Annotated in this window: 10 protein-coding genes and 1 tRNA gene; 3 read left to right on the top strand and 8 right to left on the bottom strand. The window is 33.6% G+C overall.

The genetic code is table 11. The features are described 5' to 3' along the window. Nucleotides 1-105 precede the first annotated feature (105 nt). Complete coding sequence (locus BLT22_RS06575; RefSeq protein WP_083540461.1) at nt 106-1,026, bottom strand: methyl-accepting chemotaxis protein; 921 nt, start codon at nt 1,024-1,026, stop codon at nt 106-108. A gap of 433 nt (nt 1,027-1,459) precedes the next feature. Here BLT22_RS06575 and BLT22_RS06580 point away from each other — a divergent pair, with 433 nt between their 5' ends. Beyond that, nucleotides 1,460-3,085, top strand: a complete 1,626-nt coding sequence (locus tag BLT22_RS06580) for an ABC-F family ATP-binding cassette domain-containing protein (RefSeq protein ID WP_087059098.1) — start codon at nt 1,460-1,462, stop codon at nt 3,083-3,085. Between the two features lie 223 nt (nt 3,086-3,308). Here the strand turns inward: BLT22_RS06580 and BLT22_RS06585 are convergent, their stop codons facing one another. The 4 genes from BLT22_RS06585 to BLT22_RS06600 form a co-directional block, all read right to left on the bottom strand. Continuing rightward, nucleotides 3,309-5,294 carry an ABC transporter permease gene (locus BLT22_RS06585; RefSeq protein WP_176935366.1) on the bottom strand — a complete coding sequence of 662 codons (1,986 nt, stop codon included), beginning with the start codon at nt 5,292-5,294 and terminating at the stop codon, nt 3,309-3,311. Continuing rightward, entirely contained in the window at nt 5,284-6,054 is a 771-nt protein-coding gene (locus tag BLT22_RS06590; RefSeq protein ID WP_087059094.1) for an ABC transporter ATP-binding protein, read from the bottom strand. The genes BLT22_RS06585 and BLT22_RS06590 overlap by 11 nt, the downstream gene beginning before the upstream one ends. Before the next feature lie 114 nt (nt 6,055-6,168). Further along, on the bottom strand, nt 6,169-7,134 hold the full coding sequence (locus BLT22_RS06595; protein WP_220727634.1) for a sensor histidine kinase: 966 nt from the start codon (nt 7,132-7,134) through the stop codon (nt 6,169-6,171). A 46-nt stretch (nt 7,135-7,180) separates the two neighbouring features. Beyond that, nucleotides 7,181-7,861, bottom strand: a complete 681-nt coding sequence (locus BLT22_RS06600; protein WP_087059092.1) for a response regulator transcription factor — start codon at nt 7,859-7,861, stop codon at nt 7,181-7,183. A 401-nt stretch (nt 7,862-8,262) separates the two neighbouring features. Between BLT22_RS06600 and deoC the strand changes: the two genes are divergently transcribed. Further along, nucleotides 8,263-8,964 (top strand): deoxyribose-phosphate aldolase, encoded by a 702-nt coding sequence (gene deoC / locus BLT22_RS06605; protein ID WP_091761823.1) that lies wholly within the window; start codon nt 8,263-8,265, stop codon nt 8,962-8,964. A 351-nt stretch (nt 8,965-9,315) separates the two neighbouring features. Here deoC and BLT22_RS06610 read toward each other — a convergent pair whose 3' ends face one another. From BLT22_RS06610 to BLT22_RS06620, 3 genes are all read right to left on the bottom strand, one after another. Next, nucleotides 9,316-9,687, bottom strand: coding sequence for a DUF4260 domain-containing protein (locus tag BLT22_RS06610; protein WP_307723874.1), 372 nt, complete (start codon nt 9,685-9,687; stop codon nt 9,316-9,318). Beyond that, nucleotides 9,659-10,072: a MerR family transcriptional regulator gene (locus BLT22_RS06615; protein ID WP_091761827.1), complete on the bottom strand. Its 414-nt coding sequence runs from the start codon at nt 10,070-10,072 to the stop codon at nt 9,659-9,661. The genes BLT22_RS06610 and BLT22_RS06615 overlap by 29 nt, the downstream gene beginning before the upstream one ends. Before the next feature lie 330 nt (nt 10,073-10,402). Continuing rightward, nucleotides 10,403-10,475, bottom strand: a tRNA-Val gene (locus BLT22_RS06620). A 122-nt stretch (nt 10,476-10,597) separates the two neighbouring features. Between BLT22_RS06620 and BLT22_RS06625 the strand changes: the two genes are divergently transcribed. Next, nucleotides 10,598-11,887 (top strand): hydroxymethylglutaryl-CoA reductase, degradative, encoded by a 1,290-nt coding sequence (locus BLT22_RS06625; protein ID WP_091761829.1) that lies wholly within the window; start codon nt 10,598-10,600, stop codon nt 11,885-11,887. Nucleotides 11,888-11,955 lie beyond the last annotated feature (68 nt).

Genomic DNA, 11,955 nt, shown 5'->3' on the forward strand with positions numbered 1-11,955 from the left:
AAAATAATAAGGCATCTCATGCTTTATTTTATCAAAAAAGCTGGATACCTTATTATTTTCATCTTATAGTTAATCAGTATTAACAATCTTTCTAATCTATCTACATTAAATGATCGTATCTAGTTTTTTTGCTTGCTTTTGTAAATTATTTGATTCAGAATCTATTTGGTTAAATTCTTTTATCGTACCTTCTATTTCCTTTTCACTCATCTCAATCCGCTCTTTCAATTGTCCATTTCCCTCTACAACTAAATTGATGTTGTTAGTGACGGCTAGAATATCTTTTCCAATCGTTTGGGCAGATTCAGAAACTTTTTGAGATAAGTTTTTAACTTCCTGTGCAATAACACCAAACCCTAATCCATAATCTCCGGCATGTGCTGCTTCTATCGAAGCATTAATTGCTAATAAATTAGTATTTGAAGCAATATCTTGAATGGTTTCTATAATATTCTGAATGGATCTATTTTTCTTTTGAAGTTCACTTAGGTTGTTAGTACTTACCGCAGACAAATTGCTCATTTCTTGGCTTTCAGATAATAAGTCCTTTCCTCTTTTAATCCCTAATTGAGAAGACTCAGTCAACTTTTTAGACATTTCCATTAGATCATCGGTAACTTTTTCGATTTCATTTTGTCTTGCCGTAATGTCAGTCGCTACTTTTGCAACGCCAATCACTTCGTTGTGCGCTTCATCATAGATAGGAAAGTATGTTGCTTCAAGCCAGACAATTTCAGAATTTGCATTTTTTCTAATGATCTTATCTTGAAAACTCATACCCCTCAATAAGTTTCTCCATAATTCCTCATAAGCCGGGCTCTCTGAAAAATCAGGAAAACAAAATAACTTATGCTCTTTCCCATATAATTCCTCTTTATTATATCCGAGTACATTGGCAAAATTATCATTTACATAAATGACTCTTCTATTTATATCGAATCGTATAATTGCAATGTTCTGTTCTAAAGCATCAATAATTAATTTTTCATGTAACCCATCTTTTTCAACCTTTACATTCTCCATCATCTTCCTCAGTCTCCTTTTGTTAAAAACACCTTTGCTTACCTCTGCTGATTCAGAATCAGAAGTAAGTAAATGATTGAAAGCAAGCTTATTATAGTACCAAAAAAGACAAATGTCACTTAATACGAATTAGGAATATCTTAAAAATATCCTTTTATCCGCTTTCACTTATACTTATCGACTACTTTTTAATAAAATTTATAGCATAACATTGTATTTTTTTAGACTATATTACTTATTCTTATATAAAAACCTGCTTTTTTACACAAATTACATTGTGTGCAATGAATAAATTGTGACAGTTTCTAAATTTACCAATTTTTTTCTTTTTCCCTTCTCATAAACAATGCATTATTTTCAAAATAAAGTATAATAGAGCCTAATGGGCATTAATTGCCTTGTGATAAAGATCAAAAAGAAACGAGGCTATATTTTAATGATTACTGTAACGGATGTAAGTTTAAACTTTTCAGATCAAAAATTATTTGATGATGTGAATCTACAATTCAATAATGACAATTGCTATGGTGTAATTGGTGCAAATGGCGCCGGTAAATCTACTTTCTTAAAAATTCTATCTGGGGAAATTTCTCCTACTTCTGGAAATGTTTCTCTTCCAGCAGATAAACGAATGGCTGTTTTGAAGCAGAATCACTATGATTACGAAGACCAAACGGTTATCGATACTGTCATCATGGGGCATAAACGCCTTTATGAGATCATGCAGGAAAAAGATGCGATTTATACAAAAGCGGACTTTTCTGATGCAGATGGGATCCGCGCCGCTGAACTTGAAGGAGAATTTGCGGAATTAAATGGATGGGAAGCTGAACCTGAAGCTATGACTCTATTAAAAGGTCTAGGTATTCCCGAAACTTTGCATAACCAGAAAATGAGCGAACTAACTGGTGGACAACACGTTAAGACTTTACTTGCTCAAGCTCTATTTGGAGAACCGGATGTATTACTCCTAGATGAGCCTACCAATGGTTTGGATGCTCAATCAATCAGCTGGCTAGAAGATTTTCTGATCAACTTTGAAAATACTGTTATCGTTGTTTCCCATGACCGCCACTTCTTAAACAAAGTATGTACACATATGGTGGATGTTGATTTCGGTAAAATAAAATTATTTGTTGGAAATTACGACTTCTGGTTAGAATCTAGTCAACTAGCTTCTAAACTTGCGGCAGATTCTAATAGTAAAAAAGAAGAAAAAATCAAAGAACTACAAGACTTTATCGCTCGATTCAGTGCGAACGCTTCTAAATCCAAACAAGCAACTTCCCGTAAGAAAATGTTGGATAAAATTACTTTAGATGATATCCAACCTTCTTCTAGACGTTATCCATTTGTTGGATTCACACCAGAACGTGAAATCGGAAATGATTTATTGCGTGTCGAAAATCTTTCAAAAACGATTGATGGTAAAAAAGTTCTAGATAAAATATCATTTAATTTAGGTAGAAATGATAAAGTTGCTTTTACCAGTATGAACGATGTTGCCATTACAACCCTATTCAAAATTATCATGGGTGAAATGGAACCTGATACCGGATCCTTCCAATGGGGTGTAACAACTTCTCAATCTTACTTGCCTAAAGATACAAGTAATGAATTCGAAAACAATGACTCAACAATTGTAGATTGGTTACGTCAGTATGCTTCAAAAGAAGAAAATGACAATACATTCTTACGTAGTTTCTTAGGAAGAATGTTGTTCTCAGGAGAAGAAGTACTAAAAAAAGTTTCTGTCCTTTCCGGAGGAGAAAAAGTTCGTTGTATGCTTTCAAAAATGATGTTAAGTAAAGCTAACGTACTCGTAATGGATGATCCTACAAATCATTTAGATTTAGAGTCCATCACCGCTTTGAATAACGGCCTGATTGATTTCAAAGGCGCAATCCTTTTCGGATCACATGACCATCAGTTTATCCAGACACTAGCTAACCGTATCATTGAAGTTACACCAAACGGAATAGTTGATCGTTCTGAAACAACTTATGATGAGTTTTTAGAAAATAAAGATGTTCAAAATCAAATCAAGTCTTTATATGTATAATCTCCTAGAGCCAAGTACCTTGAGTATTCGGCTCTTTTTTTATTATCTCGATTATTTTAATTTTATACAAACAAATTATACCAAAATTAGTGTTTATTTAAGATGGATAAAAAATTCAAATATTCCAATCCATCATAATATAATTTTGTTAACATCATTCCCAAAAGCAAAAACCACCCCAAAAACGTTTGCTTTAAACGATTTTGAGGTGGTTTTTTCTGTTTTATTCTACTATACTTAAATATACTTTTGAAGTAATTCTATAAATAACCCAATAAATTAAAGCAAATGCAACCACTACTCCCACTGTACAAAGTATTAATAGTTTATGCTGCATAATGCCAAAGATCATTAATAATTTATGGATAATCGGGTAGGCAAAGGCTGTATGAATGGCAGCCGTCAAAATCGGCAGTGTAAACATCCAGACAATCTGAGAGTGCGTTGCTTGTCTAGTCGTTTGTTTATCTAGTCCGACTTTTTGCATGATTTGGATTCTTTCCCTATCATCGTATCCTTCTGATACTTGTTTGAAATAGGTGATGAGTAAAGCACCTATTGTAAATAACCCGCCTAAGAAAATACCTAAAAATAAAAATCCGCCATTCATACTGTACCATTCTTGACGACTTGTTTCTCTAGATTCATAGAAACCACTCACTTCTAGGTCATCGGCTTGTGTAATTCCGTTTATCTCAGTTGCATAGTCTTTTTTTACTGCTTCTGATCCTGTGGTATTCCAGTGGTACTCAGCATTCCATTCACTGTCTATATTACCTGGCAATTCATTATTATAATTCAGCACTTCATCAATATCTTGAACCGTAGGAAGAACTGCTATAATCGTATCTACAATTTGGGTATTAGCTTTGATCATCTTAGGAACTTCTTTTAATGAAATAGCATTATAATCCTTCTCTGCAATTGTAAAAGAATCTAAGTTTAAAGAAGATTCATTACTGTAAATAAGTGCTTCTCCTTCCTTTAAATTATACTCCTCAGCACTCATTTGATTAAAATCCTCTAAAGGAAATAATAATAGCATCGTTCCATCAGCATCTCTTATCTCTCTTATATTGAAAACATTTTCTTTTAAATTTCCAAATAAGTTTACAGATTGATATTTAACACCATCCTTAATTTGAAGGTTTTGTTCTTCTGTATATTGTTCCACTCGATCATAAAGCACTTCAGCATTCTGTTCTAATTCTTCTCCTGACATATCTGGGGGAGACATAGTTAAATTATTCTCTGCAGGAAATCGAGTACTTAATGTCTCTTCGGTTCCCAAGAATAAAGTAATTGTAGTAGAAACAGCAATAATAACCATTACTGAAAGGATACTAATATTTGCTAATCCTACAGCATGCTGTTTCATTCTGTATAACATTCCAGAAATTGAAATAAAAGGACCTGGTTTATAATATAATTTTTTATTTTTCTTCAACAGTTTTAAAACGATGATAGAGCCTGCCGTAAATAAGAGATACGTTCCAATGATAACTAATAATACTGCTACAAAAAATTGGGTCAAAGCACTCATTGGATCCGCGATCGTTAAAGAGATATAGTAACCTGCTCCTAATGATAGAAGACCAAGCACAAAAAGAATCGGTGAACTTTTCGGTTCTTTTTCCCCTTCTTTTCCACCTTTTAGTAAACGTATAGGGTTTGAAAAAGTTACTTGGGTAATATTGAAAAGCATAGTCAAAAAGAAGATTCCTATAAACAAAGCAATCGTCAGTCCAAATGTGTTCCAACCAATACTATATTCAATCTCCACCGGGAAATTTAATACATAATTTAAAATTAAAAAGCTCATTTTCCCAAATAATATGCCCACGATCATTCCAGATATTATACTGATACTTCCAGCGATAATGGTCTCCATCCCTAGTATCGTATTAACATGTTTTTTCTCCAAACCTAATATACTATATAGACCTAGCTCTTTTTTTCTTCTCTTCATTAGAAAACTATTTGTGTAAAAAATAAAGATTAAAGAAAATATCCCAATTACAATTGTTCCCATTCCAAACAAAGAGGTAAGTACGGCTGACCGCTCTTGAACAAACTTATTTGTCAGGAGGGCTGACATCATAATAAACATCGCTACTGTAGTACTTGCCGCCATCATGTAAGGAATATACAACTTACGGTTTGATTTAATATTCTGCCAAGCCATCTTTGAAATAAAACTAATCTTCATTGTACTCACCTCTACTTGAAGACACTAAAAGAGCTTGCGTGATTTTTTCAGTATATTTCTCATTTGATTGTCCACCACGATAGATCTCATGATAAACACGTCCATCTCTAATAAACAATACTCGGCTAGAATAACTGGCAGCCTGAGCACTATGAGTGACCATTAAAATCGTTTGACCTTCCTGATGAATAGATTCAAACAACTCTAATAAACTTTGGGAAGATTTTGAATCCAATGCGCCTGTAGGTTCGTCTGCTAAAACAATTTTGGGCTCTGTAATCAATGCTCGGGCAACAGCTGCTCTTTGTTTTTGTCCACCTGAAACTTCGTAAGGATATTGGTCCAGCAAAGCCCCAATACCTAGATTTTCAGCTAATGGCTGGATACGCTTTTCCATATTATCTACAGATGTTCGTGCAAGTACTAGTGGTAGTAGGATATTATCTTTTATCGTAAAGTTATCTAATAGATTGAAATCTTGAAATACAAACCCTAGTTGCTCTCTACGAAATCTTGAAATAGACTTATCTTTAATTTCAGAAAGCGGTGTGCCATCTAAATACACTTCACCTTCAGTCGGATTATCCAGCGTGGAAAGAATGTTCAACAAAGTTGTTTTTCCCGAACCAGATTCTCCCATGATTGCAACAAATTCGCCTTTATCTACTGAGAAATTAACATTACTCAATGCCTCTGTACCTTTTGATCCTAAACGTGGTGTGTAAATTTTTTTCAAATTATTTACTTCCATAAATGTCATTATACTCACTCCTTATTTGTATCTTAAGGATACCGCTTTGCTAATGACTCAGCATTTATCCAATCTTACATATCGAAAAGGAACCTTACAAAAATGTAAGATTCCTTTGTAAGGTTAGTCGAATAATTGAAAATCCGGACGTTTAAAGTCAATGTATACCTTAGTACCTGACCCTAATTCTGACTCAATATGCAGGCCATGACCTAATCTATTACAGATTTTTTTCGATAGAAATAAGCCCAGACCAGTTGATTTCTCATGCAGCCTACCATTTAATCCAGTATATCCTTTTTCAAAAATTTTTGGTAAGTCTTCTTGACGAATCCCTGCCCCAGTATCTTCAATCACTAATGTATGTCCATTTTCTAGAAAAATACTAATTTTACCAGTCTTTGTATATTTCAAACTATTAGATAATATCTGTTCTACCAACACTTGCACCCACTGGCGATCCGTTAAGAAATTTTTTTCTAATGGTTGATAAATTAATTGTATTTTATTATAAATAAATAAAATCGAGTATTTTTTTAATGTTTCTTTTATGATCTCGTCAATAGACACCCATTCTAGATCTAGTTCTTTTCCAACATCTTCAAGTTTCAGATAATTCAAAGCCATATGGGTATAATCATCTAGCCTTAATAATTCTTGTTCCATTTGCTTTTGCCCTGAAACTTCTTTATTCTGTTGTAAAATCAAACTGATTGCAGCTATTGGTGTCTTTATCTGATGCAGCCAGAGTGAAAAGTATTCCATCTGTTCTTTACTTTTTTCAGTTTCCGATTGCTTATAACCAAGATACTCTCCTGCTAATATATTGTATTGTTTTTGATAAATTCTTTCAGATAAATCTGCTCTATCCAGCTTGCTGTTACCTAATTCCAATCCCATTTTATGAATAGATTCAGCTCTCTGTATTTTTTTAGAGTATCGTAGCCATTCGAAGAAAAATGATACGAATAAAAAAAATAAAGATAGTTGTACTCCATACCAATATAAATCTAAGGGTGTACGAGATAAAAAGAATAGTAATCCAAAAGTCCCAAGGATCAACAATACTAGTAAGAACTTAGGTAACATCAATATAAAAAAGCTCTTCAATCTTAATTTTAAAGGTAGTTGAGTTCTATTCATTTCGGCCGACAGCATACCCAACCCCTTTTTTTGTGGTAATTAACTGATCTTGTCCTAAACTTTTTAATTTTTTTCTTAATCTAGTAATATTAACGGCTAGTGTATTTTCGTCTATAAATGATTCATCTTCCCACAAACTCGTCATAATTGATTCTCGAGTTACGTAATCGCCTTTTTGTCTAAACAAAATTTCCATGATTTTTAATTCTGTTCGTGTCAGTTCAACTTCTTGTTCTTGATAGACTATACTAGAAGTATTTGACTTGAGTATAACTTCATTTACCATCAAAAAGTCTTGGGTTTCATTGAAATCATATGTTCTTCTTAAGATAGCCTGAATCTTCGCCATAACAACTGACAAATTAAATGGTTTCTGGATATAATCATCGGCCCCCATTTGTATAGCCATCACGATATCCATATTGTCCGTTCTAGAAGAGACAAAGATAATTGGCACCTCAGAAAATTTGCGAATTTCTTGGCACCAGTAATAGCCATTATAAGTTGGCAACTGGATATCCATTAAAATAAGCTGCGGACTTTTCTCCATCACTATCTCAGTGATCTGGCTAAAATCCTCACTTATATAGGCAGAATACCCCCACTGCTCTGCTTCTTGCTTCAATGATTGAGCTATCGTCTCATCATCTTCTACAATCATTATTGAGAACATTTCCTGACTCCTTCTCTATGCTTTACTTAACTGTGCCCTTTTCCTTTTAATATAGCATAACTAACGAATTTTTTTCGATTAAATTGTAAAATTTGATCAGTATTTGAATAATTTACTAATTTAAATAAGACATCTATTGAATCTTTTTTCTGTTCTATCTTCATAACAAATTTAATCTATTGATCTCACTGTTAAAGTCTATCATAAATCCCGTCTATTTATAAAAAGTACCCTTTAAGTAATTCTTACTATTAGCTACTGTTTGACTTACATTTTGATTTTATACATACTTTAAATAAACTATTAGAAAAAGGTAGATCGCGTTCTAATCAGCTGATCAAACTGCTGGAGCGGATTAATAGAATAGCTATATCTACGATTACATAAAAGGAGGAAGTTACATGGTATATTATACCATCGATCAATTAGCTCGCTTGATTGACCATACAAACTTAAAACCCTTTACTACGGAAAAGGACATGCATAAGCTTTGTGAGGAGGCTGTTACTTATCACTTTAAAATAGTTGCTATCAACCAAGTACAAACAAAAATCTGTAGTGAGTTATTAGCAGGAACGGACATCCAAACTGGAGCAGCAATCAGTTTCCCATTAGGACAAACTTCTATTCCAGCTAAAGTAGCAGAGACAGAAGATGCCATAAAAAATGGGGCAAATGAAATTGATTATGTCATAAATATCGCTGAAGTGAAAAATAAGAATTGGAACTATTTAAAAAAAGAAATGGAAGAAATAGTAACTATTTGTAGAAAAGTCAGCGTTCTATCAAAAGTCATCTTTGAAAATGCTTATCTAACGGATACAGAAAAAATCGAGCTTTGTACTATTGCAAATATTGTAGAGCCAGATTTTATAAAAACCTCTACCGGTTTTGCCCCAAGTGGAGCTACATTCGAAGATATTAAGTTAATGAGAAAGCATACAAAAGAAACAGTACAGATTAAAGCTGCCGGAGGAATTCGTGATGCTGCAACTTTTAAACAAATGATTGCTTTAGGCGCAACAAGAATAGGAACAAGTTCTGGTATCAAAATTATTCAATCCCTTACAAAAGAAGTCGAAAACGGAGAAATTTCTATTTAAAAAGTCGTTCCTACTGCATATGAATACTTATAATTTATACAAGCAAAAAAGAAGTCTCAAGACGTTGTGAATTTGCCTTTCCATCAACGTTTATAAGACTTCTATAATTATATAGTATGATTCCTAGCGGGCTATAAACAGTGCCCCCCTACTTTTTCGATTCGATTTAACTGAAACATAAAAAATTACGAAGTTGCGCTCCAGAAAAGGTAATCCTACAAGAGAGAAGTACTTAAAAACATAGTTAGTTACTACTTTTATTTTATAGAAAATATTAAAGTATGTGCAAAAAGAATTTTGCTTTGAGAGACTTTCCAGACTATTTTCAAATTAATCATACCGAGAATAAGATCAACTGATATGAGTATGTTTAAAGTTATCTAAATATTTCAATCCATACCCCAAAGTTCTGTCCAAAAAAATATGAATAAATAAAATTAATGAACTATAAATAAAGAGATTCACTTGAAAATATAATCCAAGCGTAAGAAGCAAACATGGGATAATTAAATTGTGAGCTAAATTATAAATGTTTGCTCCGATTTTGTTATTGATTAAGTAGCCTAATGCAGATATATCAATCAAAAAGAAGAAGAGTATTAGTACAGAGACTGAAAAATGAAAGATAAAAAAATAAATATAGATAGCCGCGATGAATAAAAAAAAATTTTCTAATCTTATGATTAGTTTCATGTTAGTTTCCTCCAAGGTCACTGATTTCATCTAGTAAGTCAATAATGTCTTTTTCATTATTACCGTCACTAGTAGTTACAATCTCATTTATCTTTTGGAATATTTGATTAACTTTCGTCAGCATGTTTAAAGATTCACTCACTAAATTCATTTGTTTTTCAATAAAAAGTGATATATCTTCCTTGCACTCTGAAGAAGTTTCTCTGTTTTTTAATGAGATCATCTGCTGAATATCTTTAAGTGATAATCCAGATTTTTTCAAAGCAGAAATCATACGAAAATCTTTTAAATTTTCAATTGTATAGTTTCTATATCCATTTTCATTTCTTTCTGGAATTAAAATTTTCTGGTCCTCATAATGCCTAATTGTAGACTTACTTAAACCCGTAGCAGATGATAGTTCTCCTATATTCATTATGCTGGTGCCTCCCTTTAAAAAGACTATAACATTAAACTATACTTTAAGGTCAACCATTAAATTTTGTCTAATTACTTAGATGAAAACAAATAAAAGAGGTTTTGAACATTTCAAGTCCTGTTCGTCCTAGGTAAGTTTATTCTATAGCCATTTTCTACATATGTGTTATCATAACAACTTTGTATGCGCTGTCATTTTATGTTTCCACAATAATAAGATACACTCATTTTAGTCTATGCGAATACAGTAATTGCACTTATTTTATAATAAATATTCAAAAAAGATCCACACATATTCTGTGCAGATCCCCCGAAATAAAAACTATGATGGTCCCTACTGGGCTCGAACCAGCGACCCCTACCTTGTCGAGGTAGTGCTCTCCCAACTGAGCTAAGGAACCTTAACACTTTTACTATTATCCTTATTTTGCTAAGCATTGTCAAGTCTATTCAGGTTTTAGCTTCCCTTTTCCATTCTCGTCCTTCATAATATAGTTAGAAATATCAAGAAAGGACCTTAGAAATGAATACAGACTATTTAGCTAAGTTTTATAAAAAAACGTACACAGAAAAAATCGATGCTTTAGTTAAAGCGGAATTACTAACAGAATTACAAGCAGATAACTTAAAAAGTGAAGGTGTCGATTTAGGTCAAGAAATCGGTGAACATATGATTGAAAATTATATCGGAAATTATTCCTTACCCTTAGGCTTAGCGATGAACTTTCTAATTGATGATCAAGAGACGGTGATTCCGATGGCTATTGAAGAGCCGTCTGTAATCGCTGCAGCAAGTTTCGCTGCTAAGATCATCGGATCTGCTGGAGGGTTTACTACCGTAGTATCTGAGCGCATGATGATTGGACAAATAATCTTAAAAGACGTCACTGATCCTTCAACCGCTATTAAAAAGATTAAAGCTTCTAAACAAAAAATTCTAGATCGGGCTAATGAAGCCCATCCTTCAATCGTAAAACGGGGTGGCGGTGCTAAAGACCTTTCAGTTCGTCTTTTAGAATCAGACCCATCTGAAAATATCCCTTCCTTTTTAGTCGTCCATCTACACATTGATACGCAAGAAGCAATGGGTGCTAATATTGTAAACACAATGATGGAAGGCATCGCTCCTTACATCGAAGCGTTAACAGGTGGGACAGCATTATTACGTATCTTATCTAATTACGCTACCGAATGTATTGCAACGGCTACTTGCACCATTCCCACTCACAAGCTCACATCTGGTCAATTCTCCGGAGAAGAAGTGAGAGATAGAATTGTTGAAGCCGCTCAAGTCGCATGGGTCGATCCATACCGAGCGGTTACACACAATAAAGGCATTATGAATGGTGTAGATGCTGTCGTTGTTGCAAGCGGAAATGACTGGCGGGCAATCGAAGCCGGCGTGCATGCTTTCGCAGCTCGTTCTGGTCAATATCGGGCTCTATCTAAATGGCATACAAATGATGCGGGAGATTTAGTCGGTACGTTAAGCTTACCATTGCCTATTGGAACAGTTGGTGGATCAATTGGTATTCATCCTGCCGCAAAACTTTCAAGAATCCTTTTACAAGAACCTGATGCGAAAAGACTTGAAAGTATTCTAGTATCTGTAGGTTTAGCGCAAAACTTCGCAGCTTTACGTGCTTTAGTCACTGATGGGATTCAAAAAGGACATATGGGATTGCACGCTCGTTCGCTGGCAATCAGCGCTGGTGCAAAAGGGGAACAAATAGAACAAGTTGCTGAATATTTAAAAAATGCCACACATATGAATTTACAGACAGCGAAAGAAATTTTAGAGAACTTAACATAAATAAATTAAATATTATACAAACTAGTCCAAACTTACCCTTTAATTCGTAAGCTTGGACTTTTGTATTT

The sequence above is a fragment of the Marinilactibacillus psychrotolerans genome, from assembly GCF_900101525.1.
Classification (GTDB): domain Bacteria; phylum Bacillota; class Bacilli; order Lactobacillales; family Carnobacteriaceae_A; genus Marinilactibacillus; species Marinilactibacillus psychrotolerans.

Coding starts and splice junctions, on each gene's coding strand:
- BLT22_RS06610 (WP_307723874.1), bottom strand. CDS start 9,687: ATGAAATCAGTGACCTTGGAGGAAACTAACATGAAACTAATCATAAGA.
- deoC (WP_091761823.1), top strand. CDS start 8,263: ATGGTATATTATACCATCGATCAATTAGCTCGCTTGATTGACCATACA.
- BLT22_RS06585 (WP_176935366.1), bottom strand. CDS start 5,294: ATGAAGATTAGTTTTATTTCAAAGATGGCTTGGCAGAATATTAAATCA.
- BLT22_RS06590 (WP_087059094.1), bottom strand. CDS start 6,054: ATGACATTTATGGAAGTAAATAATTTGAAAAAAATTTACACACCACGT.
- BLT22_RS06580 (WP_087059098.1), top strand. CDS start 1,460: ATGATTACTGTAACGGATGTAAGTTTAAACTTTTCAGATCAAAAATTA.
- BLT22_RS06615 (WP_091761827.1), bottom strand. CDS start 10,072: ATGAATATAGGAGAACTATCATCTGCTACGGGTTTAAGTAAGTCTACA.
- BLT22_RS06625 (WP_091761829.1), top strand. CDS start 10,598: ATGAATACAGACTATTTAGCTAAGTTTTATAAAAAAACGTACACAGAA.
- BLT22_RS06575 (WP_083540461.1), bottom strand. CDS start 1,026: ATGATGGAGAATGTAAAGGTTGAAAAAGATGGGTTACATGAAAAATTA.
- BLT22_RS06600 (WP_087059092.1), bottom strand. CDS start 7,861: ATGTTCTCAATAATGATTGTAGAAGATGATGAGACGATAGCTCAATCA.
- BLT22_RS06595 (WP_220727634.1), bottom strand. CDS start 7,134: ATGTTACCTAAGTTCTTACTAGTATTGTTGATCCTTGGGACTTTTGGA.